19 protein-coding genes are annotated in these 26,920 nt (G+C 62.0%); 14 read left to right on the forward strand and 5 right to left on the reverse strand.

The genetic code is table 11. The annotated features are described in order from the left end of the window. The 3 genes from Q0K07_RS08175 to Q0K07_RS08185 all read left to right on the forward strand — a co-directional run. Positions 1-3,043: translocation/assembly module TamB domain-containing protein (locus tag Q0K07_RS08175; protein ID WP_294558356.1), on the forward strand; the 3,043-nt coding region annotated here is incomplete at its 5' end. A 67-nt stretch (positions 3,044-3,110) separates the two neighbouring features. Further along, positions 3,111-3,953, forward strand: coding sequence for an acyl-ACP thioesterase domain-containing protein (locus Q0K07_RS08180; protein ID WP_294558357.1), 843 nt, complete (start codon positions 3,111-3,113; stop codon positions 3,951-3,953). Positions 3,954-4,043: 90 nt separating this feature from the next. Beyond that, the gene (locus Q0K07_RS08185) at positions 4,044-4,586 is read left to right on the forward strand and encodes a nitroreductase family protein (RefSeq protein ID WP_294558358.1); all 543 of its coding nucleotides are present in this window, start codon (positions 4,044-4,046) and stop codon (positions 4,584-4,586) included. 116 nt (positions 4,587-4,702) lie between these two features. Here Q0K07_RS08185 and Q0K07_RS08190 read toward each other — a convergent pair whose 3' ends face one another. The 3 genes from Q0K07_RS08190 to Q0K07_RS08200 form a co-directional block, all read right to left on the reverse strand. After that, positions 4,703-5,827, reverse strand: a complete 1,125-nt coding sequence (locus tag Q0K07_RS08190) for a glycosyltransferase family 4 protein (RefSeq protein WP_294558359.1) — start codon at positions 5,825-5,827, stop codon at positions 4,703-4,705. A 14-nt stretch (positions 5,828-5,841) separates the two neighbouring features. Then, positions 5,842-7,086, reverse strand: a complete 1,245-nt coding sequence (locus Q0K07_RS08195; protein WP_294558360.1) for a M20 family metallo-hydrolase — start codon at positions 7,084-7,086, stop codon at positions 5,842-5,844. Positions 7,087-7,259: 173 nt separating this feature from the next. After that, positions 7,260-7,526 (reverse strand): PxxKW family cysteine-rich protein, encoded by a 267-nt coding sequence (locus tag Q0K07_RS08200; protein WP_294558361.1) that lies wholly within the window; start codon positions 7,524-7,526, stop codon positions 7,260-7,262. A gap of 180 nt (positions 7,527-7,706) precedes the next feature. On the opposite strand from Q0K07_RS08200, the gene Q0K07_RS08205 reads away from it, so the two are divergent. After that, complete coding sequence (locus tag Q0K07_RS08205) at positions 7,707-8,291, forward strand: DVU0298 family protein (protein WP_294558362.1); 585 nt, start codon at positions 7,707-7,709, stop codon at positions 8,289-8,291. A gap of 256 nt (positions 8,292-8,547) precedes the next feature. On the opposite strand, the gene Q0K07_RS08210 is transcribed toward Q0K07_RS08205, so the two are convergent. After that, positions 8,548-8,874: a hypothetical protein gene (locus tag Q0K07_RS08210; protein ID WP_294558363.1), complete on the reverse strand. Its 327-nt coding sequence runs from the start codon at positions 8,872-8,874 to the stop codon at positions 8,548-8,550. 124 nt (positions 8,875-8,998) lie between these two features. Between Q0K07_RS08210 and rnc the strand changes: the two genes are divergently transcribed. The 9 genes from rnc (at position 8,999) to speB (ending at position 24,406) form a co-directional block, all read left to right on the forward strand. Continuing rightward, entirely contained in the window at positions 8,999-9,715 is a 717-nt protein-coding gene (gene rnc, locus Q0K07_RS08215; RefSeq protein WP_294558364.1) for a ribonuclease III, read from the forward strand. 267 nt (positions 9,716-9,982) lie between these two features. Next, a complete protein-coding gene (locus Q0K07_RS08220) occupies positions 9,983-14,329 on the forward strand; it encodes a 2-hydroxyacyl-CoA dehydratase (protein ID WP_294558365.1) in 4,347 nt (1,448 codons plus the stop codon). Between the two features lie 6 nt (positions 14,330-14,335). After that, positions 14,336-16,348: a peptidase U32 family protein gene (locus Q0K07_RS08225; RefSeq protein WP_294558366.1), complete on the forward strand. Its 2,013-nt coding sequence runs from the start codon at positions 14,336-14,338 to the stop codon at positions 16,346-16,348. A gap of 195 nt (positions 16,349-16,543) precedes the next feature. After that, a complete protein-coding gene (locus tag Q0K07_RS08230; protein WP_294558367.1) occupies positions 16,544-17,440 on the forward strand; it encodes a DUF1786 family protein in 897 nt (298 codons plus the stop codon). Next, positions 17,437-17,952 carry a DUF456 domain-containing protein gene (locus Q0K07_RS08235; RefSeq protein ID WP_294558368.1) on the forward strand — a complete coding sequence of 172 codons (516 nt, stop codon included), beginning with the start codon at positions 17,437-17,439 and terminating at the stop codon, positions 17,950-17,952. The genes Q0K07_RS08230 and Q0K07_RS08235 overlap by 4 nt, the downstream gene beginning before the upstream one ends. Positions 17,953-18,066: 114 nt before the next feature. Continuing rightward, positions 18,067-18,840: an RNA methyltransferase gene (locus Q0K07_RS08240; protein WP_294558369.1), complete on the forward strand. Its 774-nt coding sequence runs from the start codon at positions 18,067-18,069 to the stop codon at positions 18,838-18,840. 216 nt (positions 18,841-19,056) lie between these two features. Next, the gene (locus Q0K07_RS08245; RefSeq protein WP_294558370.1) at positions 19,057-20,169 is read left to right on the forward strand and encodes an efflux RND transporter periplasmic adaptor subunit; all 1,113 of its coding nucleotides are present in this window, start codon (positions 19,057-19,059) and stop codon (positions 20,167-20,169) included. Then, entirely contained in the window at positions 20,166-23,273 is a 3,108-nt protein-coding gene (locus tag Q0K07_RS08250; protein WP_294558371.1) for an efflux RND transporter permease subunit, read from the forward strand. Before Q0K07_RS08245 ends, Q0K07_RS08250 begins: the two co-directional genes overlap by 4 nt. A 257-nt stretch (positions 23,274-23,530) precedes the next feature. Then, positions 23,531-24,406, forward strand: a complete 876-nt coding sequence (gene speB / locus Q0K07_RS08255) for an agmatinase (protein WP_294558372.1) — start codon at positions 23,531-23,533, stop codon at positions 24,404-24,406. A 419-nt stretch (positions 24,407-24,825) separates the two neighbouring features. Here speB and Q0K07_RS08260 read toward each other — a convergent pair whose 3' ends face one another. Next, on the reverse strand, positions 24,826-25,263 hold the full coding sequence (locus Q0K07_RS08260) for a MarR family transcriptional regulator (protein ID WP_294558373.1): 438 nt from the start codon (positions 25,261-25,263) through the stop codon (positions 24,826-24,828). A 344-nt stretch (positions 25,264-25,607) separates the two neighbouring features. Between Q0K07_RS08260 and Q0K07_RS08265 the strand changes: the two genes are divergently transcribed. After that, the coding region (locus Q0K07_RS08265) for a transketolase C-terminal domain-containing protein (protein WP_367178876.1) at positions 25,608-26,920 on the forward strand (1,313 nt) is incomplete at its 3' end.

A 26,920-nucleotide genomic window follows, 5' to 3' on the forward strand; every position in this document is an offset into this window, starting at 1 on the left:
GGCGGAAAAAAGCGAGGAACTCAGCCTGCACGCAAAGGCCGACCTGAAGCTTTCCGACATGACATGGAAGGAAGAGGTGCCTGCCGCCCTTTTCGGCAGGGCATGCGCCCTTTCCACCACCGCCACGCTCCGCATGGGAACGGACAGTCTGACCGCCACGCTGGAGGAAGCCGCCCTGCTGGCGGAACGCCTTCAGGCAAAGGCCTCGGGAGAAGTCACCCTGCCCGGCAAGACGATCTCCCCCGATGCCCGGGTGACGCTCCATGCCGAAGGCATGCTGGAAGACAGCGCCGATCTTTCCCCCGATCTTTCGGGAGGCGCCTCACTTACGGCGGACATATCCGGCACCATGGACGCGCTCTCGACGCATCTCGCCCTTTCCGGCGAAAAGCTCACGCTCCCCGGCCTGAAACTGGAAAAGGCCCATGCCGCACTCGATGTCCCCCGTGCGGACATTCCCCGCCTGCTGGAAGAAATGCCGCGTCTTTTCGCCGGCGTGCAGGCACAGGGCGAAGCCGCCGCGCCGGAGGCCGGAAATGTTCCGCCCGCATCCCCCCTCCTTGCCGGAAACATCGATTCCTCCCTCCTGGCCAACGGGCAGAAGCTTCTGCTGAACAGTTCCTGGAGTGTGGAGGAAAACAGCGGCGACAAGGGGCCGGGCATGCTGCTCTCACTGGACAGGCTTTCCCTGCATCTGGAAGACAATGCGCTTGAAGGCTCCCTCCGCGCGCACATGCCCTTTTCCGCTCCTCTTCCGGAACAAGGCAGCGTGGCGGCGCTTGCGGGCATTCCCCTGCCCGACCTGGACGGAAGCCTGCGCCTTCAGGTGCGGCAATGGACTCCCCTTGCCCGTCTCTCGGGCATGACCATCACAGGTTCCCCCCTGAATCTGGAGCTGAAGCTCTCTTCCCGGCAGGGGCAGGGGCTGGACTGGCAGGGAACCCTTGAACGGCTGAACATCAAGGCCGACAGGGAACATATCGCCCTTGCGGGCCTGAAGACCCGTCTCAAGGCAAAGAATCTGTGGGGCAGGCCCGATATCGACCTTGACGCAGGCCTGCGTTCCTTCTCTCTTCCGGGGCTTTCCCTCGCCCGTGTCTCCGCCTCGGTGAAAGGCGGCGAAAAGGGCCTTCAGGCCCGTGCCGAAAGCCACGGCGACATCCGCTCCCGGGTAAGTCTGCGCTGGAAACCGGAAGAAATCTTTCTTCAGACGCTGGAAGCCGAAGTGTCGCCCGCCCTTGTCGGCGTTGCAGGCTCCGAAGGGGCGGGACTGCGCCTGAACGCTCCGGCCACCATCCGCTTTCAGAAGGAACGCGTGTCCTTCCCCTCCCTGTCGCTCTCTTTTCTTCCCTCCGGCACGCTGGCGCTTTCCGGCTCCTGGACGCCGAAGAAGGCCGACATCACGGCCTCGCTGCAGGGGCTCGACCTTGCACGCCTGGGCGCGCTTCTTCCCGATCTGCCCAGGGGCATGGTGGACGGCCGCGTCCGTGTTGCGGGCACGCTGCAGAAGCCTTCGGGAAACTTCATGTTAAACTTTAAAGATATCCTGATTCCCGGCTCCTCCCTGCCGCCTCTCGACGGGGAACTTGCCGGAAATCTTGCCGTATCCGGCAAAGGTCGCACCCTCAACCTCGCCTTCACCATGCCGGAAAAAAGCCGCAGTGCTCTGGGGCTGGATACCCTGAACGCCGACCTGAGCCTTCCTCTGGCCGCTTCCGGATCCGTGCCCATGCCCGACATGAAAGGCCGCCTGAGGGGAAACATCACCCTTTCCGGCGAACTGGCGCAGCTCTGGAAGCTGGTGCCCGTGGCGGATCAGCGGCTTTCCGGCAGTCTGCATCTGGATGCCGTAATTTCCGGATCACCCTCAGCCCCGCTGCTCACCCTTGCCGCCGATCTCGACAACGGAAGCTTCGCCGACATCGCGCAGGGCGTGGAACTGCGGCACATGCGCCTGCATGCCGCGGCCGACAGGCTGAATCTGAAAAAGGACTCCGGCAACAGGCTGGAATTCACCTTCTCTGCGGACGACAACCGCAAAGGTACGGTGAACCTCTCCGGCTGGCTCGAACCTTCAAGCCTGGCGCTCGACGTTCAGGGGCGGATCAACCACCTTTCGCCCCTGCGCAGGCAGGACGCAAGCATCATGCTCTCCGGCACGCTGGCCGTGACCGGCACGGCTTCGGCCCCCTCCGTACGCGCCGACATCACCGTGGACAAGGGGCAGGTGCAGCTTTCCAGACTCCCCGGCGGAGACATCGTCACCCTGCCCATCGAGGAGCCGGGAGATGTGAAAAAGGAAGAAGTCCCCGCGATTCCGGGCAGGCTCAACGTGCGCATCCACATTCCCAACCAGCTCTTCATCCGGGGCTACGGGCTGGAATGCGAATGGAAGGGCGACATACGCCTGCGCGGCCCCCTCACCCGGCCGGGGGTGACAGGAGGCATGCAGGCCGTGCGCGGCACGCTGGACATTCTCGGCAGGCGCTTCAAGCTGTCCGAAGGGGAAATCACCTTCGACGGCGGCTGGCCCGTGAGCCCCGTGCTGAACGTGGTCATGGCCTACAGCTCCAGCGATGTCACGGCCGACATCACCCTGAGCGGCACGGCCTCCCGGCCGGAAATCCTTCTTTCCAGCGAGCCGGAACTGCCCAAGGACGAAATTCTTTCCCGCATCATGTTCGGCAAGGAGGCAAACTCCCTCAGCCATGTCCAGGCCCTTCAGCTTGCGGCAGGCGCGGCGGAACTGGCCGGATTCGGCGGCGGAGGCGTCATGGACCTCGGCCGCAGGATATTCGGGCTGGATGTGCTCAAGTTCAATTCCGACAACGACGGTACAAACGACTCCGACACGTCCAGAACCTCGCTGGAAATGGGCACCTATGTGCGCGACAACGTGTATGTGGGCGTGGAACAGGGGCTGGGAAAGGAAAGTGAAACAGACGCCGTGGTGGAAATAGAACTTTTCCCCGGCGTGGAAGCCCAGGCCAAGACTTCCTCCACCAGAACGGAAGTGGGCCTGGAATGGAAGAAAAACTACTGACCCGCGCAAGGAGCGCGGAAGACATGTCCGGCCCGGGCAACCGGTCCGGCCTGCGATGAGGCACATCATGCCCGGAATATCCATCCCTGCGGACAACGCTTCCGAACTGCGTCTCATGGTCCGCTATGGAGAAATCGGTGAAAATGGCGTAGCCACGCTCCCTTCTCTGGGGAACTGGCTTCAGGAGGCGGCGGGAAGAAACGCCGACGCTCTGGGATTCGGCGAACAGGCGCTTCTTGCCTACAACCTCACCTGGGTGCTCACCCGCCTTGCCCTGCGCATTGCAAGGCTCCCCCGCGCGGGAGAAGAACTGTGCATCCGTACCTGGCCCTCCACCATGGACAGGTTCGGGCACCGTGGCTACGAAGTCTATGACGAAAAGGAAAAGCTCATCGTGACGGGCAGCAGCGCATGGTCGGTCATGGAACTGACAAGCCGCAGCATGGCGCATCTTCCCGAAGAACTCGCGCCCCGATACCCCTCAGCCCCGCGCCCCTGCGAGGCCTTTGCCTGCCGCGTCATCCCCCGCATCCGGCAGGAGGAGGCATCGTCCTGCCCGATCCGCGTGCGCAGGGACGATCTGGACATCAACGGCCATGTGAACAATACGCGCTACCTTGCCTGGATTCTGGAAAACATGCCGCCCGCCCCGGCCCTGCTCCACGGCTGGAAAGAGCCGCTGACACCGCGCCTCGTGGACATCACCTTCCGGGCGGAAAGCTTCCCTCAGGAAGAGCTGGAATGCCTGTGCGCACCCGCCGCCGTTCCCGCAGGCGCGCCGGAAACGGTGTTCGGCCGCCCCGCCCCCTGCGCCAGACTCCATTCCATACAGAGAAGCCCGGAAAAGGCGGAAGTATGCCGCGCCCTCACCCTGTGGGAGCGCGCTCCGGAAGAGGAAGCTTCCTCATAAGGCGTGATACTCATGCAGGACATGAGTATCATGTCCCCGCTCCCTTTCCCTTCTCCTTCTTTGCCGTATGCTGAACAAAAAGGAGAAGCCATGGAAAGCACGGACGCACTCACCGCCATTTTCACAAGGCGCAGCATACGCAGATTTTCCCCACGCCCCATCGACGGACACACGCAGGAAATCCTGCTCAGAGCCGCCTTTGCCGCCCCCGCTTCGGAAAACGCGCAGACCCGCCGCTTCATCGTCATTGCCCAGAGAGACAGGCTCGACCAGCTGCCCGCGCTCCATCCTTCCGCAGGGCCGGCTCGGGAAGCTCCGCTGGCAATACTGCTCTGCTGCGACACCTCGGCTTCCCCGCAGACGGTGTTCTGGCCGCAGGACTGCGCCGCCGCGGCGGAAAACCTCATGCTTGCCGCGCGGGCCCTGGGCATAGGGTCCCTGTGGTGCGGCATCCATCCCGTGGAAGCCAGAGAGCAAGCCTTCATGAAGGCCTTCGGCCTGCCGGGCATGGTGCGTCCTGCGGGCCTTGTGCTGCTGGGATACCCTCTTCAGGATTTCTTTGAAGAAAACCGCTATGATCCGCACCTTGTCCGCTCCGATACATGGACACGCGCCTATGAAACGGAATATTGACGCGGCCGCAGGCCCGCCGGGGCCGTCCCCCTGCCGCAAACCTCTGCGGGAGGCGCGCCGCCCGTGAAAAAAGCCCGTCCGCTCAAAAACGGACGGGCTTTTTTTACCGCATATTTTCAGGCCCGGCGTGAGGCCTGCTCATACACCTTCAGCGTGGCGGAAAGAAAATCCTCCAGCCTCAGGCCGCCCTGGAAAATGCGTTCAAGGCATATCCGGGCAAGTTCCCTGCGCCACTCTGCATCCAGCGCCTGTACCATGCGTTCCGCCATGGCCTGCGTATCGCCGGGAGCAAAGCTGCAGAAATCCGGCACAAGGTCGGGCATGACGCCCGTGGTGGAAGAGATGAGGGGCACCCCGCAGGCCATGATTTCCAGAGCCGCTCTGGCAATGGCCTCCGAACCGAGAGAAGCCAGAATGCCGAAATCGAGGGCGGAAATGACGGCTTCGGGATGTTCCACCTTTCCCGTCACGGTAACGATCTCTCCGAGATCCCCCAGGCCCTGTTCCCTTGTCCAGCGGGCCACGTCGGCCGTGCTGAATTCGGAATCAAAGCCGATGACAAGGAAGCGGAGCCGCTGCGCCAGAGGAGAAAGCTTTCGCGCAAGGGCAAGAGCCTCAATGCTTTCTCTTATGCCCTTCACGCTGTCCATGCGGCCGAGAAGGCCCATGACGATATGGTCTTCGCCGTAGCCGTAACGCTGCCGCATGAGCCTGCGCGCCGCTGCGTCGGCATGGAAGCGTTCCGTGTCCACACCGCCCAGAATGGTATGCAGGCGGGAGGAGGGAACATGCAGCACCTCGGCAAAATGCCGGGTCATGAGGCTGTTGGTGGCAATGACGGCATCGGCGGCCGAACAGTGCAGCCAGCGGTTCACCAGGCCGCCCCGGGGCAGACGGCGATCCCCTCGGGTACGCACCAGCGTGAAGGGATGGAGCTTTTTCATGAGCGCCCACAACACGAAGGCCTCGCCCCGGTGGCAGTTGACCACATCGGGCCTGAACTCGCGCACAAGAGAGCCCATGCCGCGCCAGAGTTCCGCCAGCCTGACCGGAGACTGGGAATTGAAGGGCAGCGCCACCACAGGCAGCCCCATTTCCTTCGCCTTTTCCAGCGGAGGCGTTCCGGCAAGCCCGGCCACAAGGGATTCATGCCCCGCCTTCTGAAGACAGTGCGCGAGCGTCACCCCGTACCAGGCGGTGGCATTGTACCAGCGGACATTGACGACCTGTATGCAGCGCATGGCGATACCTCGTCTTATGCGTCGAAAAGCATGGATGCGTAGACCTGAGCTTCCTTGATGGCAAAGGAGATGCGTGCGGCTTCATTGGGCGCGTGGCAGTTTTCAAAAATAAGCGACCACACCACGGCGGGAACGCCGCGTTCACGGAAGTTGACGGCCACGGTGGAACCGCCGATGCCGCCGCAGGTGCAGTCCACGCCCAGCACTTCCTTCACGGCCTTTTTCAGGCTCGAAACCACGGCGCTGTCTTCCGGCGTGGGAGCAGCCGCAGGTTCCTGCATGAAGGGTTCCACCTCCACGCGGACGCCGTACGTTCCGGCCACCTCATCCCCCAGCGCACGGAAGGCGGAAAGCACTTCCTCCAGCGAATAGCAGGGCAGCACGCGGCAGTCGATGTAAAACACTTCCCGGCCGGGAATGGTGTTCACATTGGGCACGTTGGCCTCATGCCGGGTGGGCGTGAAGGTGGAGCGGTCGGGCGAGAAGAGGCCGTCTCTGGCGGAAAAGCGCTTTTCCACGTCGGAGGCGCCCAGAATCATGGCGGCGGCCGCAGTCAGGGCGTTGTTGCCGTCGTCGGGGCGGGAGGCATGGCACTGACGGCCTTCCACGACGACGCGCAGCCACAGAATGCCTTTTTCCGCAATTTCAATGAAGCGGCCGTCGGCACTGCCGGAATCCGGCACCATGACAAGGTCGCCCTCGGCGATGAAATCGGGCTTTTCGCGGAAAAGATGCTGTATGCCGAAGGCATTGCCCGTTTCCTCATCGGAAACGAAAATAAGCCCCAGGCCGAGTTCGGGCACGATGTTCCTTTCCTTCATGGCCGCCGCAAGCAGGCAGCCGCATACAATGGCCTGCTGATTGTCTTCCACGCCGCGGCCGTAGATGAGGTCCGGATCCTTCTCATCGCGCGTCACGGTCCACGGGTCGGTATGCCACAGGCTTTCCTCCCCGGCGGGCACCACGTCCATGTGGCCCAGTATCCACAGCGTACGCGAAGTGCGGCCCGGAATTCTCACGATAAGGTTGGGCCTTCTGCCGGAAGAAACCCGGCTGTCGGGGGCGTCCACATGTTCAATGTCGTCAATGCCGAAGGAACGGAGCCACGTTTCAAGGTAATCGGCCTTGTTCTGTTCCCCGTCCCCGCCGTTGCCGGGGCCGAGGGCGCGCATGGCCGTCATGGCGCTTTGCAGTTCAAAAACACGTTCGGCACTGCCGGAAAGCGCCTCAAGCATCGCATTCTTTTGTTCCAGAGACATAAGAACTCCATTAAACGCCTAACACCGGGCATCGCGCATGCAATGCCCGGTGGAAAGGCCGGAAAGAAAAGGCGAAAGGCGCTTCTCCTGCACGGAAAAGCGCCGCGAGATGCACAGGGCACCCCGCCGCACGGCCGGATCAGGCCGTAAGGCCCTGAGAAAACGTGTACGGCCTAGTGACCCTTGGCGGCACGCTTGGAAGCCTTCAGAGGGTTGACCTTGGCCTTGGCGGCAACTTCCACCTTGATGTGGGTGGCGAAGTTGCACTTGCCGGAGGCCCACTTCTTGGCGGGCATGGGGTAGCTGGAGCAGAACTGCTGGCCTTCAAATTCGCAGACGCGATCGCAGCCGCTGCAGTTTTCGACGACGGGCTGAACAAGAATGCCGTTCACTTCAACACCGGCTTCGGTCTTAACGGCGTTCTGAAGAACTTTGCTCATAGGAATCCTCCAAGTAATTCCCCGCATGGCGGGGCTGGTTAGCGCAACAGGAACTCGAATAATTGTCCTGTAATCGCCTTTCTGTCAAGCCCCAATTGCACGGGGTCCGAAAAACCGGGAAAACTGGACATGGCCCGGGCATCCATAGTATGTTGCCCCATGCAAGAAGGAGTACCCCCCATGCCCCGTTTCCGCTCACTGAAAAACACGCTGCGCGCGTGGTTCCGCAGCGAATCTTGGTCCAAGGATCAGCCTCTTCCCCCGGAATGCGGCCAGGCCGCGCCCATTTCCCTGGCCAACGCGCTTTTCGCCTGCCTCACGGAAGGGGGAACCACGGCGGAACGCGCCGCCTTCGCCATGGGCGGAGTCATGGCCGACCTCTACAAGGTTTCCCCGGAAGATGCAAAAAACATCGTGCGCCGCTTCATGTGGCACATGAACGAGGAATCCGGCAACATAGGCTGGGGCATTCCCGAAGCCTTCGCGGAAACGCTGGCCCAGGTGCCGCCTCTGGCCGACACCTTCCGCAGGGTGCTGCTCCACTATATCTACGACGCGCCGGAGGAAAAGAGCACCGGGTTCTGCGACCATGCGCCTCTGCGCATTTCCTGCTATCACGCCATTGCCCGCCTTCTGGAGGCAAGGCCGGAGTTCGTGGCCGAGGCCATGCCCCTGCTGCGCCTTTCCGCCCAGAATGAAACGGACGAAGCCTGCCGCGACGCGGCCCGCGCCCTTGTGCGGAAGTACATGCTCACCGCTTTGTAGTACAGCCCGGCGCCTTGCCGCCCCTCTCCCCGGCCTCTCAGGCATGCCTTCCCTGAGGCCGTTTTTTCCGCAGCCTTCCCAAAAGCCGCAGCCCTGCACCTGAAGGCCGGTCATGTACCTTCGGGGCGGCACCGGCCCTTTCCCTGCCGCGCATTTTTTGCAGGCAACGTTTTTTGCACGACACTCCGGAAGGAGTAAAAAAAGAGCCTCCGGCATGGCCGGAAGCTCTTTTTTCATGCACAATACGGCGGAAAAACTACAGGATGAGGCCGGAGCCGCCCTGCTGGGGATTGGGGTTCAGGCCGCCGGAAGAAAGGGAGAGCTTGGAGCAGGCTTCCAGATACTTGTCCTGCACTTCCTGCGGGGTGTGGGAATATTCGAAGAGGAAATGCTTGGCCTCGATGCGGCCGTTGAATTCCTGATCGAAGGGATAGCCGTAGGGCAGCATCATGAGCTGGACGCCCTGCTGAGTGGGCACGGTCTGCATGATGGCGACGTCGGTCAGGGCGTTGGCTTCGGCGTCGAATTTGCCGATGATGAGTTCACCGGACACGATTTTTACAAGACGAATATCATAGGCCATAGCAGGACTCCTTGAATGGTGTGGTAGATAAGTAGGAAGTACCGGCCTTCTTGTCAAGTCGGCCGGGAGGCTATTGCCAATTGCTCCATGTAGGCCTATTTCTTTCCGGTACGAGGAGTTTGCCATGCAAAGGACCGCCTTTTCCCCAGACACGTTGAAACGCCTTTCGGAGCTTGAAGCGCGCCTCCGGTATCACTTTCACGACATTTCGCTTCTGGCCACGGCGCTGACCCACAGCTCGTGGGCCAATGAGCACAACACCGTTCACAACGAACGGCTGGAATTTCTGGGCGACGCCGTGCTGGAAGTCAATGTGTCCCATGAAATCTATCTGCGCTTTCCCAAGGAAAGGGAAGGCGGCATGACGCGCCTGCGCTCCCGCCTGGTGAGCGAAGGCAAGCTTGCGGAACTGGCCCGCGGCCTGGGCCTCGGCGAGATGCTGTTCATGGGCCGCGGCGAAGAGGCGCAGGGCGGACGGGAAAGGGCCGCCCTCATTGCCGACGCCATGGAAGCCGTGCTCGGCGCCGTGTATCTGGACGGCGGGCACGAGGAGGCCTCGGCCCTGATCCACCGCCTCTACGCAGGCAAATGGCCGGACCCGGAAAGCGACAAAAAAAGCAAGGATTACAAGACGCGCCTTCAGGAGGCCACCCAGGCCCAGCTGCATTCCCTGCCCGTGTACATGCCCCTTTCCAGCACGGGGCCGGAACACGCCAAGACCTTCCGCGTGCAGCTGGAGCTTTCCGACGGAAGAAGCTTCATTGCCGAAGGCGGAAGCCTGAAACGCGCCGAACAGGAGGCCGCGCGCCTGGCGCTGGCGGCCCTTGGCATCACCCAATGAAAACCTTGCAGAACGCATGTTCAGCCCCCGTGAAGCGGGGGCTTTTTTTCTTCCGGGAAGGCCCCTTTCCCTGACAGGAGCCCGTACCGGCCGCCTTGTGCGCGGCGCCTCGCGCCGCCATGCGGCCCGGACCGCCCTTCCCTTCCGTGTCCGGCGGCCCGCTTCTGCTGAAACCCCGTCCCCTGCGGAGAAAACCTTTCCCCGCGCTTGCCTTTTTCCGGCCTTTCCCTTATGGTGAGGTCGTTCGATTCCCTCAGGGTGTCTTGTATGGATACAAGGTCGACCTTGGCTATTGGTCTTGATATCGGCTCCACCACGGTGAAGCTTGTTGTTCTCGACCCGTCTACCCGCGTGCTTTATGCGCGCTACCAGCGCCATCTTTCCGATGTGCGCTCCACTGTGGCTCAACTCTTCCGTGAGGCGCTTGCCGACGGAGGGCTCTCCGGCCATACCTTCACGCTGGCCGCCACCGGTTCCGGCGCCATTTCCCTTACCGAAGAACTGGGCATTCCCTTTGTTCAGGAAGTCATCGCTTCGGCGGAGAGCATCCGCCGCCGCATTCCCGACGTGGATGTCACCATCGAACTCGGCGGGGAAGACGCGAAGATCACCTTCTTCACCGGCGGTGTGGAACAGCGCATGAACGAAACCTGCGCCGGGGGCACGGGCGCCTTCATCGACCAGATGGCGGCGTTTCTCAACACCGACGCCGCAGGCCTCAATGAGCTGGCCGCAAAAAGCCACACCATCTACCCCATCGCTTCACGCTGCGGCGTGTTCGCAAAAACGGACATTCTCCCCCTCCTTAATGAAGGCTGCGCGCGTGAAGATATTGCCGCCTCCATTTTCCAGGCCGTGGTGGAACAGGCCGTCAGCGGTCTTGCCTGCGGTCGCGCCATAGAAGGCAAGGTTGCCTTCCTCGGCGGACCTCTGGCCTTCCTCGGCAGTCTGCGACAGCGCTTTGTGGAAACTCTGGCCCTTTCGGAAGAAAATGCCGTGTTCCCGCCCTATGCGGAATACTTCGTGGCCATGGGCACGGCCATGCATTCCGTTTTTCAGCACGAGCTTCCCGGTGACGAGCAGCAGGTTGGAGAGCGTGTATGGACAGCCGAAGAGCTGTCGGCTCTTGCTGAAAAACTGACCACGGGCTCCCATGTCTCCGACGAAGTGTCCCTGCCTCCTCTTTTCAAGAGCGAGGAAGAACTCCGCGCCTTCCGCGAAAGGCACAACAATCATGTGGCCGAGCGCGTCACCTTCGACGATCTTTCCGGCAGCAGAGAGCACCCTGCTCCCGTCTATCTCGGCATCGACGCGGGTTCCACCACCATCAAATCCGTGCTGACCGACGAAAAAGGCCGCATTCTCTACCACACCTACGCTCCGAGTCAGGGCCGCCCGCTGGAAGCCGCGGTGCAGATCCTCACGGACATCTACGCCATGCTTCCCCCCCATGCGCGCATCGCCTCGGCGGGCGTCACGGGCTACGGCGGCGGACTGCTCCGTGCGGGGCTTCACGCCGACGTGGACGAGGTGGAAACCCTGGCCCACTGCAAGGCCGCGCAGTTCTTCCTGCCCGAAGTCACCTTCGTGCTCGACATCGGCGGGCAGGACATCAAGTGCCTCCATGTGAAGGACGGCATGGTGGACCGCATACAGCTCAACGAAGCCTGCTCCGCAGGATGCGGTTCCTTCATCGAGACCTTTGCCAAGTCCCTGGGCATGGATCTGCCCACCTTCGTGGATGAGGCCCTGCATGCCGAAAAGCCCGTGGATCTCGGCACGCGCTGCACCGTGTTCATGAACTCGCGCGTCAAGCAGGCGCAGAAGGAAGGCCGTTCCGTGGGCGACATCGCCGCCGGGCTTTCCTACTCCGTGGTGAAGAACGCCCTTTACAAGGTCATCAAGATATCCAGCCCCGAGGAACTCGGGGAACACGTCATCGCCCAGGGCGGTTCCTTCAAGAACGACGCGCTGCTGCGCGCTCTGGAACTCAGCATCGGCCGTGAAGTGCTGCGTCTGGACATCGCCGGGCTCATGGGCGCCTTCGGCGCGGCCCTCATCGCCAAGGAAAACGAATCCCCGGCCGGTTCCACCCTGCTTTCCCGCGAAGAGCTCGCCGCCTTCCATGCGGAACGCAACGTGACAAGGTGCAAGGGCTGCTCCAACCACTGCCTGCTCACCGTGAACCGCTTCTCCGACGGCTCGCGCTTCGTGTCCGGCAACCGCTGCGAACGCGGCGCGGGCAAGAGCGCTTCGGATGAAAGCCTGCCCAACCTCTTCGACTACAAGTACAAGAGGCTGTTCGGGCACTATACGCCGCTCACGCCCGACAAGGCCCCGCGCGGCACCATAGGCATCCCCCGCGTGCTGAACATGTATGAAGACTACCCCATGTGGTTCACGCTGTTCACGAAGCTGGGCTTCCGCGTGGTGCTTTCCGCCCCCTCCTCCAAGAAGATGTTCGCCAAGGGCATGGCCACCATACCGTCGCAGACGGTGTGCTACCCGGCCAAGCTCAGCCACGGCCACATCATGGACCTCATCCAGAAGGACGTGCACCGCATCTTCTATCCCTGCATCGCCTTTGAGCGGAAAGAATTCTTCACCCAGGACAACCGCTACAACTGCCCTGTGGTGGGCGGCTACCCCGAACTTCTGAAAAACAACGTGGAAAAACTGCGGGAACAGGGCGTGGAACTTATCTGCCCCTTCCTCCCCGTGGAACTGGACGGACTGCTCAACATGCTCCTCCAGCTCGATCTTTTCCGCAACATTCCGCGTGCCGAACTGCAGGAAGCGCTGGAAGAAGCCTTCCGCGAAGAGAAAAAGTTCAAGGATGACTTGAAGGAAAAGGGCCGTGAGGTGCTGGACTTCCTCAAGAAGACCGGCAAGATGGGCATCATTCTGGCCGGGCACCCCTACCATGTGGACCCGGAAGTCCATCACGGCATTCCCGACCTCATCACCGCTTCCGGTCTTGCCGTGCTCACGGAAGATTCCGTGGCGCATCTCATGCCCGATCCGGGGAAACTGCGCGTGGTGGATCAGTGGACCTTCCATGCAAGACTGTACCGGGCGGCGGCCTATGCCGCGCAGTCCGATCAGGTCTCTCTGGTGCAGCTCGTCTCCTTCGGCTGCGGGCTCGACGCCGTGACGGCCGACCAGGTGGAAGAGATCCTCGCCGGTTCCGGCAGGCTCTACACCCAGATCAAGATCGACGAGGGCGCGAACCTCGGCGCGGCGCGCATCCGCGTGCGGTCCCTGCTCGCCACCATGAAGGAACGCAGGCATCATCATGCTCAGACGAATCTTCCGGAATTCGCCACGGTGCTGCCCATGGCGCCCATGGAAGACGACAACTGGCTTCCCCCGGACTTCACGGAAGAAATGCGGGAGACCCACACCATCCTCATCCCGCAGATGTCTCCCATCCACTTCCAGTTCCTGCCCTCCATGCTCCACGCCTGCGGCTACAAGGCGGAACTTCTGCAGTCCGTTTCCCGCGAGGCCGTGGAAGAGGGGCTGCGCCATGTGAACAACGATGCCTGCTACCCGGCCATCACCGTCATCGGCCAGCTTCTCCACGCCATACAGAGCGGCAAGTACGACAGGCACCGCATTGCGCTCATCCTGTCCCAGACGGGCGGCGGCTGCCGTGCCACCAACTACATAGGCTTCCTGTACAAGGCGCTCAGGGAATGCGGCCTGACCGACATTCCCGTGATCTCCTTCAACCTGGCGGGCCTGGGCCGCAACCCCGGCTTCCGCGTCACGGGACGCATGCTTCTGCGCGGCGTGCAGGCGCTTCTGTGCGGCGATACGCTCATGCGCCTTCTGTACCGCACAAGGCCCTATGAAAGCAGAAAGGGCAGCGCCGAGGAACTGGCCTCGCGCTGGGCGGACGTGCTCGACAAGGACATCCGCGAAGGCGCGCTGCGCCGCACCTACCGCCATCTCGGCGAACTGGTGCGCGATTTCGACGCCCTGCCCCTCAGGGATGAGCCCCGCAGGCCCAGAGTCGGACTTGTGGGTGAAATCCTTTTGAAGTATCATCCCGACGCCAACAACAACGCGGTCAAGGTCGTGGAAGCGGAAGGCGGCGAAGCCGTCATGCCCGATTTCACCGATTTTATTCTGTACGGATTGTACGATGAAGTGTATCGTTGGCAGCACCACAACGGCAGCATGGGCCGTGCGACGATGAGCAACCTGCTGCTGCGCGCCCTTCTGACCCTGCGTCTGCCGCTCAGGTTCGTGCTTGCACGCAGCAGGAGATTCTCTCCCCCGCTTCCGTTCCGCAAGCTGCGCGAACAGGTGAACGGCGTGGTTTCCCTCGGGCAGCAGACCGGCGAAGGCTGGCTGCTCACCGCGGAAATGATGGAACTGCTGCACGGGCGCATACGCAACATTCTCTGCATGCAGCCTTTCGGCTGTCTGCCCAACCACATCACGGGCAAGGGCGTCATCAAGGAACTCAAGCGCCGCTTCCCCGAAGCCAACATCGCCGCCGTGGACTACGACCCCGGCGCGAGTGAAGTGAACCAGATAAACCGGATAAAACTCATGATGGCCGTGGCCAGGCAGAAATGTGCCGGAGGTCACCCGTCAGCATAGGATCTCATGATACAAAGCTCTCTGCCTGAACTTCTGGCTCCCGCCGGCGACATGTCCTGCTTCCTCGCAGGCATGGCCGCCGGCGCGGACGCCACCTACCTCGGACTCAAGAATTTCTCCGCCCGCGCGGGCGCGGAAAACTTCAGCACCACCGAACTCGCGCGCATGGTGGATCTGGCCAACAAAAACGGCCGCAAGATTTATGTGGCCTTCAACTCCCTCATCAAGGGAAGCGACATCCTTTCCGCCGGCAGGCTCATCAAGCGCCTCCAGCGGGATGCCCAGCCCCACGGCCTCATCATTCAGGACATAGGCCTCATCGACGTGGCGCGGCAGGCCGGTTTTGAAGGCGAACTGCACCTTTCCACCCTCGCCAACATCTCCCACCCCCGCGATCTTGAGGCCGTGCAGAAGCTCGGCGTGCAGCGCGTGGTGCTGCCCCGCGAGCTTTCCATCGACGAAATCCGGCAGATGGACGAGGAAGCCCCCGAAGGCATGGACTTTGAAATGTTCATCCACGGGGCGCTGTGCTGGTGCGTGTCCGGCCGCTGCTACTGGTCGAGCTATCTCGGCGGCAAGAGCGGTCTGCGCGGCCGCTGCGTGCAGCCCTGCCGCCGCATCTACAAGCAGAAAGGCCGCGAAGGCCGTTTCTTCTCCTGTCAGGACCTTTCGCTGGACGTGCTGGTCAAGACTCTGGCGGAAATTCCCCATGTCCGCAGTCTCAAGATCGAAGGCCGCAAGAAGGGCCCCCACTATGTGTATCATGTGGTGGCGGCCTACCGCATGCTGCTCGACGCGCTGGGCACTCCCGACTGGCCCCATGCCAAGAAGGACGCCGAAGCCCTTCTGGAAATGGCGCTGGGCCGTCCCGTCACCCGCGCCCGCTTCCTGCCGCAGAAGGACGCCCGCGTCTCCACGCCCGACGAACCCACAAGTTCCGGCATGCTCGTGGGCAAGATACAGTTTGAAAAGAAAAACGGCGTGCCTTCTCTGCCCTTCATCAAGCCCCGGCTGGAACTTCTGCCCAAGGACCTGCTCCGCATAGGCTATGAAGACGAACCCTGGCACGACACCGTTCCGGTGACGCGGCGCACGCCCAAGGCCGGAACCTGCACCCTGCGCCTTGCCCGCCACAAAATGCCCAGGTCCGGCGTTCCCGTCTTCCTCATCGACCGCAGGGAACCTGAGCTTGTGCATATTCTTCAGGACTGGGAAAAGAAGCTGGAGGCGTGCCGCAAGGTGGAAAGCCCCCTTGTGGAATGGACGCCGCACCTGCCCCGCCCCGTCCGCGCGCGCCGTCAGCAGGATTATCTGGTGCGTTCCAGCCTTCCGCAGGGCCGCGAAACGCGTTCCTCCCGCTCCGTCATGACGGCGCTGTGGATGTCCGCAAACACCGTGCGCGCCGTCTCGCGCACCGTCATGCCGCGCATTTCCTGGTGGCTGCCCCCCGTCATCTGGCCGGATGAAAGCGCCCTGTGGCAGCGCCTCATCGTGGAGGCCCTGCGCGGCGGAGCCACGCATTTCGTCTGCAACGCACCGTGGCAGGCCGGGCTCTTCCCCCTGGAGGACGAAAAGCGCCGTCCGCACCTCACGGCCGGCCCCTTCTGCAACGTCTCCAATCCTGCGGCCGTGGCCGTTCTTGCAAAGATGGGCTTTGAAGCGGCCTTTGCCAGCCCCGAGCTTTCCGGCGAAGACTATCTGGCCCTTCCCAGACAGTGCTGTCTGCCCATGGGCATGGTGCTTTCTGGATACTGGCCGGTGGGCATATCGCGCCACGGCATGAATCAGGTCAAGGCGAACGAGGCCTTCTTCAGCCCCAAGGGCGAAGCCTTCTGGGCGCGCAATTACGGGCACAATCTGTGGATGTACCCGGCGTGGCCCATGGACCTTTCCGCCCACAGGCAGGAACTGGAAGCCGCCGGTTATGCCTTCTTCGCCAGACTGGAGGAGAACCTCCCGCCCAACATGCCGCCTCTGCGGCGTACCAGCGAATTCAACTGGAACGGTTCGCTGCTGTAGATTATCCGAGCCGTGCCGGGCAACCGGCACGGCTTTCTGTCCTGTTGCAGACCGGCATTTTTTCCCCGGCCGTACCGGCTTTCTTCCGCATCCCTCTCTTCCGGCTCCTTACCTCTTGCATCGAAAGAGACAGGGAAATATACGCAGAACCGGGACGGGGGTCAGAATCCGTGCTCCCTGAGACACGAAGAACCTGTGCCGGCCGCCCCGCAGCGTCACCATTTCGTCAACGAAGGCGCAAGGCGCACTCCGGCCTCGCGCATCGAGCAAACCATGTCCGATTCCATCATGATGAACGGCGCCCCCCTCGCGGAGCCGACTCTTTTTCTGGATAACGGAAGCCGCCGCACGGCGGTTCTTCTCGCCCTGCCCGGCGTGGAACCTTCCGCCTGGCCCGGCGCCCTTCTCGCGCCGGAACAGCCTGTGGCCGGCGCGCTGGAATTTCTGAAACAATCCGCCCTGCCCATGCCGAAGCTCACCCTTGTGTGCAGCATGAACGACGCCTCCAACAAGGAAGAAGCCCGCGCGGCGCGCATGGCGCGCTGGAGGGAGGAACTGCACCGGACCGGAGGATGTGCGGAACATTTCCTGAGGGACAATGCTCCCGGATGGGAAGCGGCCCCTCTCATGGCCGAGGCGGAAAAGGTCTTCGGCCCCGTACTCGGTGCGGACAGCGGCGCGGCCGCCGTGCTCTGCGCCCTGAGTCTTGAAAGAGTGCGCGACCGCTCCTGGCAGGAAGGCGTGACCGTTCTCTGGGCCGGGGAAAAACACATTCAGGCCTTCATGATCTATCAGGAAAAACTTCTCGGCCTCTACGAACAGCATGCGGGCATAAGCCGCGATGCGCTTCTGGCCGATCTGAATGATCTTCGCCTGAACTGGCTCCCCGATGAAAAGGTGCGCGCGGAAGGCGGCCACGGCTGCATCTGCGGAGATTTTCCCGCCGAAGCCGAGGGCTTCCGCCCTACATGGATATTCGGGCCGCAGAGGCAGGCGCTGCAGGGCATGGGAAGGCTGGTCTCCCCCTCAAGAGAAGGTTTTGAGCGCTGCTTCGGCCTCTGCTTCGGACTTTCGCAGAAGGCCGGGGCATGAGCGTCTTTTTCGCCACTCTTCTTCTCCTGGCCCTTTTCATCTGCGTGCTGCTCAACCTCGTCACCCTGCCCGGCAACTGGGCCATGGTGGCGCTTGTCGCGGCATGGGCCTTTCTTGTCCCTCAAAGCGGGCTGGACACCCTGTTCTTCCTGCTGTTCATCGGCCTTGCCGTGGCCGGGGAAGTGGTGGAATTCGGCGCACAGCTCTGGGGGGCCAGAAGATACGGTTCCTCAAAAGTCTCCACCATCTGCGGCATGATAGGCACCATTGCGGGCGCCGTGCTGGGCGCGCCCTTTCTCCTGGGACTGGGGGCGGTATTCGGCGCGCTTCTCGGGGCCTGGACAGGGTGCCTGCTGGCCGAGCTTCTTCTGCGCCGCCAGCCCTGGGCTCCGGCCCTGCGGGCCGCGCAGGGCGCGTTCGTGGGCAGATTTCTCGGCATGGTCATCAAGTTCGGTCTGGGCATGGCCATGCTGGCCCTCACGGCCGCGCACATCTGGCCTGAGAGCGTATAAGTGCCCCAAAAGCCGGGGCCGGCATGCTTTTGCATGAGGATTCCCGGATGTTCCCCTCTTCAACCATAACAACGCATCCATAAAAAAGGAGCGGGCCTTCTGCCCGAAAACACCATGAAATCAGCCTCCGACATCGCCGCCATGATGCAGAAACTGCGCCTCGTGCTGGTGCGCACCAACTTCCCGGAAAACATCGGCATGGCCGCCCGTGCCTCCGCCAACTTCGGACACGCCCCCCTCTACCTTGCCGAGCCGCGCCGCTGGGATTACGACAAGGCCCTTCCCACGGCCACGAGTCAGGGCCGCCCCCTGCTCGACTCCATCACCGTCACCTCCTCCGTGCACGACGCCGTGGCCCCCTGCACCCTGGTTGTCGGCACCACGGCCCGCACCGGGGGCGCGCGTCAGCAGCTCATCATGCCCCGGCAGGCTGCGGCGGAAATTGCAGAGCGCCTCGCTCTGGGCGAAGAGGTGGCCATCATGTTCGGCCCCGAAGACCGCGGGCTCAGCAATGAAGACCTCGAACACTGCGGCAGGCTCGTCACCATTCCCACCGCGCCCGACGCCTCTTCCCTGAATCTCGCGCAGGCGGTGCTGCTCATGATCTATGAATGCTACCTGGCCCTGCCCGATACCGCGCGCATCGACAGCCACCCCAGCCTGTCCCGCCGCGTCACCGGTGAGGAGCGGGAATTCTTCTTCCATGCCTTCAAAAACATGCTCATGGATATAGGCACCATTCCCAGAGACAACCCGGAACATTTCTTCCTGCCCCTGGCCCGCTTCTTCGACAGGGCGGATCTGCGCCGCCATGAAATGGATATCTTCATGGGCATCTGCCGGCAGATGGCGCATCTCGTGCAGAAGGATTTGAACACGAAGTCCTGAGCCTCCCGGCAGATCTGCAGAATGTCCTGCGCCTTTCCCGGTACCGACGGCGGAGCGTCGTATCCGCCCCGGGGCAGGCTGCAGCAGGCGGGCAGAAAACGCCGACACCGCGTGCAAGCTTTTGAAAGAAAATAGTTCCGCATCTTCCTTGACAGGAAAAATTCTCTCTTCGTATAGATGATAGAGTAATCCCTGTAAATTTCGCCAGGAGTGCCCATGTCCGCTCGAATTCTCCTCTGCATTGTCTGCGCCGCGCTGCTTTCTGCCTGCTCCGGCGAAAAACGGGAAGCCCAGAAACCCGCTGTACGTTCGGCGCTGGTCACGCTTGCCGTCTCCGAAACCAAAGATGTGCCCTATATGATAGAAGCCGTGGGCACGGTGGAACCTTCCGCCACGGTCAACATCGTTTCGCGCACGGGCGGGGAACTGCAGAAGGCCCTTATTCAGGACGGTGAACGCGTGCAGCAGGGGCAGCTTCTTTTCGTCATCGAAAAGGAGCCGTATGAAATCGCGCTCCATCAGGCCCAGGCAAGACTGGGAAGCGACAGAGCCAAGCTTGCCAAGGCTCAGGACGACTATGCCCGTTCCCTGAAAATGAAGAAAGGCGGCTTTTCCAGTGCGGCGGAAACCGACGCCACCCGCGTGACCATGGTGAGCGCCCAGGCCGACGTGAGGGAGGATGAGGCGGCGCTGGAAAAGGCCGAACTCGACCTTTCCTATTGCGAAGTGCGCGCCCCCATGAGCGGAAGAGCGGGCGACATCAAGGTGGACACGGGCAACGTGCTCACGGCGCAGACGCTGCTTGTGGTGCTGGATGCCTTCCAGCCTGCGGACATCACCTTCAGCATTCCGGAAAAGCATCTTCCCCTCGTGCGGCGCAACGTGCGCGACACGGGGCTTCAGGTTTCCGCCTCCAGCAAGGACGGCAAGCCCCTTCAGGGTGATGTGATCTTTGTGGGCAACGTGGATCCCGATACCGGCACCGTGCCCCTCAAGGCCCGCTTTGCCAACAGCGACACCTCCCTGTGGCCCGGGGAATTTCTCCGCGTGCGTCTGAAGCTCGACACCAGAAGAAACGCCGTCACCGTACCGAGCCGTGCCGTGCTTCTCGGTCCGGACGGCCCCTTCGTCTATGTGGTGGGGGAAGACAAGACCGCGCGCGTGCGTCTTGTGAACACGGACGTGGAAAACGACGGCGTCACCGTCATATCCAAAGGCCTTGCCAGCGGCGAATCCGTCGTGCTTGAAGGGCATGTACGCCTGAAGGACGGCATGCCCGTACGCCTGCAGGAGCCCGCTCTCGTGCCCGCCGTGGGAGAACGCTCATGAACATATCCGCCCTGTTCATCAAAAGGCCCGTCGCCACCACGCTGCTCATGATGGGCATACTCATCTTCGGCTGGATGAGCTATCTGCGCCTGCCCCTGAGCGAAAACCCCAACATCGACTATCCCGTCATCATCGTTTCCGCCACGCTGAGCGGCGCTTCGCCGGAAACCATGGCCACCTCCGTGGCCAAACCGCTGGAAAAACAGATTTCCACCATTTCCAGCATCAAGAACATGACCTCCACCAACAAGCTCGGCCGCACCATGGTCCGTGTGGAATTCGAGCTTGACAGAGATATCGACGGCGCGGCGCTCGACGTGCAGTCGGCCATTTCCATCGCCTATTCCCGCATGCCGGAAACCATGACGCAGATGCCCCGCTTCATGAAGCTGGACCCTGATTCCCTGCCCGTCATACAGATAGCCCTCACCTCCAACACCCTCACGAGGCAGCAGCTCACCGACTACGCGGAAAACTATGTTTCCCAGCGCCTTTCCATGGTGGCCGGCGTTTCCAAGTCGGACGTGCGCGGCGCCAAGCGCTACGCCGTCCGCGTGAACCTCAGGCCCGACCTCATGCAGGCCCGCGACATCAGCGCGGAGGAAATCCGCAACGGCATAGACGCGGCCAACGTCACCCTGCCCACCGGCAAGCTGGAAGGCACGGACCGCATCCGCAACATCAAGGACAACGGCTCCCTGGTCAAGGCCGAGGACTTCGCCAAAATCGTGGTTGCCTGGCGCAACGGCGCTCCCGTGCGCCTGAGCGACGTGGCCGACGTGGAAGAAGGCGTGGAAGAAACCAATCAGGCCAGCTTCATCAGCGGCGATCCCGGCGTCATCGTCCAGGTGACGCGCCAGCCCGGCGGCAATACCGTGCAGATCGTGAGCGATATTCTCGACATGCTCGCCGACATTGAAAGCACCCTGCCCCCCTCCATCAACATGGATGTGGTGGAAGATACCTCCATCCCCATCAAGGAATCCGTGGAAGAGGTGGAATTCACCCTCCTGCTCACCATACTGCTGGTGGTGCTCGTCATCTACATCTTCCTGCGCGACGGCATGGCCACCATCATTCCCAGCCTCGCCCTGCCGCTCTCCGTGGTGGCGGCGTTCCCCCTCATGTTCTTTGCCGGGTTCAGCCTCGACAACATGTCGCTCATGGCGCTCATTCTGGTGGTGGGCTTTGTGGTGGACGACGCCATCGTCATGCTGGAAAACATCATACGGCACAGGGAAATGGGCAAATCGCCCCTGAACGCGGCCATGGACGGCGCGGGGGAAATCGGCTTCACCATCCTTTCCATGACCATTTCCCTGGGCACGGTGTTCATTCCGCTGCTCTTTCTGCCCGGCACGGCCGGCCGCATGTTCTTTGAATTCGCGGCGGTCATCATCATCGCCATTTCCATTTCCTTCTTCATTTCCATCAGCCTCACGCCCATGATGAGCGCCATCTTCCTCACGGATCAGTCGGTGCATCTCAAGCATTCCGGCATCAAGGCCGCCATGGAAAAGGTCTTCTTAGGCCTGCTTTCCCTCTATTCGCGCAGTCTCTACTGCGTCATGCGGCACAAGTTCCTCACCTTCCTGGGATCGCTTGCGCTCATTGCGGCCACATGGTGGCTGTCCACCCTGGTGCCCACAGGCTACTTCCCGGCCATCGACGGCGGCCGTATCCGCGTTTTCGCCAAGGCCGAGGAATCCATTTCCTTCGACGCCCTGACCCGCGCCGTGCAGGAACTGCACCCCATCATTCTGGCCGATCCCGCGGTGCGAAGCTTCACCACCACCATAGGCGGCGGCACCAGAGCCGATACCAACACCGCCAACATCATGGTGCGCCTGAAGCCCATCTCCGAACGCGAAAACATCAATGTGGTCATCGAACGCCTCAGAAAGGCGCTCAGCAACAACCCCACCCTCATGGTTTCCCTGCGAAACGCCAACATGCAGGGCGCAGGCGGCAGCAGCACCGGCATCTACAACTACACCCTCGTGGGCAGCAACACCCAGGAACTGTACGACGCGGCCCGCAAGGTGGAGGAAGCCCTGCACCATGTGAAGAGCGTGCGCGACGTCGGCTCCGACCTCCAGCTCATGAACCCTTCCATCCGCCTCATTGTGGACAGAGACAAGGCCACCATGCTGGGGGTGACGCTCTCGCAGATTGAAAACTCCCTCTATTCCGCCTTCGGCACGCGCGAAATCTCCACCATCTACACGGATGTGAGCGACTACACCGTGAAGATGGAAGTGCTGAGAGAACTGCAGGACAGCGCCAGCATTCTGGACGGCATCTACCTGCGTTCCAGCAAGGGCAAGCTGGTGCCTCTGGAAACGCTGGTCACGCGGCAGTTCGAGGCTGGCCCGCTTTCCGTCAACCACAGAGGACAGTTCCCGGCCGTGAGCGTTTCCTTCAACGTGGCCGGAGGCTACGCCATGGGCGAAGCCATGGCCGATGTGGAACGTGTGGCAGGGGAACTTCTGCCCGCCTCCGTGTCCGGCAGTCTTACCGGCACGGCGCAGGACTTCCAGGATTCCGTGCGCGACATGATCCTCATCATCATCGTGGCGCTCATCCTCATCTACATCGTGCTCGGCATTCTGTATGAAAGCTTCATACACCCCATCACCATCCTTTCCGGTCTGCCCTCGGCAGGCTTCGGAGCGCTGTTCTGTCTCTGGCTGTTCGATTCCGAACTGAACATGACGGCCTTCGTGGGCATCATCATGCTCATCGGCATCGTGAAGAAAAACGCCATCATGGTGCTGGACTTCGCCCTTGCCGCGGAACGCAGCGGAAGCATGAGCACGGAAGATGCCATCGTGCAGGGCTGCCTCATCCGCTTCCGGCCCATCCTCATGACCACGCTCGCGGCCATCATGGGCGCTCTGCCCCTGGCCTTCGGCATCGGTGCAACGGGTGCGGAAGCCCGTCAGCCCATAGGCATCTGTGTGGCAGGCGGCCTTGTCTTCTCCCAGCTCGTCACGCTGTACATCACCCCGGTGTACTATGTGTACCTCGACCACTTCGGCCAGTGGGTGGGCCGCCACATGCGGCGCATCTTCCACAAGAGCCTGGCCGCTCCGCAGAACTGACGCTTTCGCCCCGTGCCCCGCACGGGGCGAAACCATATCTGCCGCCTTCCGGCATGCCGCGGCCCGCGCCAGACCAAGTTTTTCCTTGAAACGGAGCGTTTTCCAGGGTTACTCTGCCCGCGCCATCAACGGGCATCCCTTCCCCGGTGCGGGAAACGCACGGGGCCTTTCTGCTGAAACCGTCTAGGCCGTATGACCGGCGGCTTCCTTTAAAGATGCCGCCTTCAGGCAACCTCAACCCTGTCGCAGGAGTTTCCATGCTGAACGAATATGAAAACCGCTTCCTGTCTTCGGAAGTGCCCGCCCGCCCCGCCGGCGAGGCGCGCTTTCACGTCATCCCCGTGCCCTATGAAGCCACGGTAAGCTATGCGGGCGGCACGGCGCACGGCCCGGAAGCCATTCTTGACGCCTCCGATCAGCTGGAACTGTACGACGGCACGAGCTTTCCCGGAGAACAGGGCATTTTCACCCAGCAGCCCGTGGACTGTTCCGGCACCCCGGAAGAAGTCATGAACAAAGTGCGTCTGGCCGTGCTCGCCGCACTGGATGCGGGGGCCATGCCCGTGGTGCTCGGCGGGGAACATTCCCTCACCTACGGAGAAATGGCGGCCCTGAAGGAACGTTTCGGCACCTTCGGCGTGGTGCAGTTCGACGCCCATGCCGATCTCAGGGACAGCTATGAAGGAAGCCGCTGGAGCCACGCTTCCGTCATGCGCCGCGCCGTCTCGGATCTGGAACTGCCCCTCGTGCAGCTCGGCAACCGCATTTTCTGCAAGGAAGAGCTGGAAGCCAGAAAAAAGCACGGCGTCGTTGCCTGGGATGCCCCCCTGCTCTGCCGCAAAGGCATGCCCGAAAACATCCTGCCCGACGATTTTCCGGAACATATCTTCATCACCTTCGACGTGGACGGCCTTGATCCTTCCATCATGCCGGAAACAGGCACTCCCGTTCCCGGAGGGCTCGGCTGGTATCAGGCCCTGGAGCTTGCGGAAAAAGTCGTGGCGGGCCGCACCCTGCTGGGTTTCGACATTGTGGAACTCGCCCCCAGAGAAGGACACATCGTTTCGGATTTCACCGCCGCAAGCCTGACCTACGCCCTCATGGGCATTGCGGAACGCTCCCGCAGGCGCTGAAAGGACAAAAATGCCCGGAAAAAGGAGCCCCCTTTCCGGGCATGCGGAACATGCTCCTGCCCTGCGCGGGCGGCACTTCCCGCCTGCGCAGGGCAGCTGAACATGGGCCGGCAGGAATCCGGCTTTTTCTTCTCCCCGCCAGATAAAACAATGCGGCTCGCAGGCAAGGCCCCACGCCTTCCGCCCTGCGGCAAGGCCTTCCCCACCGGTGCAGGCGGCACCGGACAAGAAGAAGGAATCCGTCCTCCGTGATGCCGTGCCGGGTGTAAGCTGAGCGCGGCATGGAAAACATGCGCGTCTCTTTTGCCGGAACATGCGCGGCAGACGCCCCGCCTCTTTCTGCCGGGAGAACCATGTTCCCGGAGGCCCCTTCAGGCCCTTCTGCCCGGGCGGAGGCGTACGATATCCTTCCCGCCGCTCTACAGAAACTTTTCCAGGTTGCCTTCCATCTCCGCCAGCACCTGCATGCACGCCTCCCGGCGCTCTTCGGAAATGGACGCAAACAGCCTCTTTTCCAGCGTGGCATAGGCCCTGCGGAACTGCACAAGCGCCTCGCTTCCGGCCGGTGTAAGCCCCACAAGATAACTCCGTCCGTCGCCGGGGTTGGGCTTCTTGAACACATAGCCCCCTTTTTCCAGACTGTCCGTGGCCTTGGTGATGGACGACTTCGGCCTCTTCAGGGCAACCACCAGTTCCGTCACCGGCTGGGCCATGCCCGCCTGTTGCAGATGTTCCAGCACCGCTCCGTGGGAGGGAACCAGATCATCCACTCCCTGCCTGAGCAGTTCCACCTGAATGACGCGATGCGCCCGGACAAGAATACGGCTGAGCCGGTCGACGGAATCGCTGTAATCCATGACTTCCCCCTTGCGCGGACGCGCGGTCCGCGGAGATTTTCGCCTGCAAGCAGGTCCTCTCCGCCATCCTTGCCTCTTTCCGGGGTACTGGTAAATGATAATTTCCCTTTTTCCCCTTCGTCCCGCCGTCCTCCCATCTTTACGGAACGTGAGTTTTTTGATATCTTGGGAGAGGAAAAACGGTTGATTGTTTGCTCAAACAGTATTAGTTTTCATCCGTGCGATCGCAGGGCATGCGAGATGAGCCTGCCCGTTCCTGTTGCGTTCGCCTGATTCGGCATACTACCGCGTTTTCACGCGGGCATTTTTCCGCCGCATGGCGGGCATCCTATGAGGAGGACTTTATGGCTAAACACATGAAGACTATGGACGGCAATACCGCCGCCGCGCACGTTGCCTACGCCTTGAGCGACGTTGCCGCCATCTACCCCATTACGCCCTCGTCCGTCATGGGCGAACTGGCCGACGAATGGTCTGCCAAAGGCCAGAAAAACCTTATGGGCCAGACTGTCGCCATCCGTGAAATGCAGTCTGAAGCCGGTGCCGCCGGTGCCGTGCACGGCTCTCTGGTTTCCGGTGCGCTGACCACCACCTTCACCGCCTCTCAGGGCCTGCTTCTCATGATCCCCAACATCTACAAGATCGCCGGTGAACTTCTTCCCGGCGTCTTCCATGTTTCCGCCCGCGCCCTGGCCTCCCACGCCCTGTCCATCTTCGGCGATCATCAGGACGTCATGGCTGCCCGTCAGACCGGCTTCGCCTTCCTCTGCTCCAACAACCCCCAGGAATCCATGGACCTCGCTCTGGTGGCTCACCTGTCCGCCATCGACTCCAGCGTTCCCTTCTGCCACTTCTTCGACGGTTTCCGTACCTCCCACGAAATCCGCAAGATCGAAGTCATCGACTACGAAGACATTCGCAAGGTGGTGAACTGGGACAAGGTGCAGGAGTTCCGCGACAACGCCATGAACCCCGAACATCCGCATCAGCGCGGCACCGCCCAGAACCCCGACATCTACTTCCAGAACCGCGAAGCCTGCAACCCCTACTACAACGAAGTGCCGGCCATCGTGGTTGACGCCATGAAGCGCGTTGCCTCCATCACCGGCCGCAACTACAAGCCCTTCGACTACTACGGCGATCCCGAAGCCGACCGCGTGGTCATCGCCATGGGTTCTTCCTGCGACGTGATGGAAGAAGTGGTGGATTACCTCAACGCTCAGGGCGAACGCGTCGGTATCGTCAAGGTCCGTCTGTTCCGTCCCTTCAGCGCTCAGCACATGCTGAACGTGATGCCCGCCACCGTGCAGACCGTGACCGTGCTCGACCGCACCAAGGAACCCGGCTCCCTCGGCGAACCTCTGTATGAAGACGTCTGCACCGCCTTTGTGGAACACGGCGATCAGATCCGCGTCTTCCCCAAGATTCTTGCCGGCCGTTACGGCCTGGGCTCCAAGGAATTCACGCCTGCCATGGCCAAGGCCGTGTTCGACAACATGCTGGTCGCCTCTCCCAAGAACCACTTCACCGTGGGCATCAATGACGACGTGACCAACCTGTCCCTCGAAGTGGGCGCCGACATCGACACCGTGCCCGCCGGCACCGTGCAGTGCAAGTTCTTCGGCCTCGGCTCCGACGGCACCGTGGGCGCCAACAA

Source organism: uncultured Mailhella sp., assembly GCF_944324615.1.
Taxonomy (GTDB): Bacteria; Desulfobacterota; Desulfovibrionia; order Desulfovibrionales; family Desulfovibrionaceae; genus Mailhella.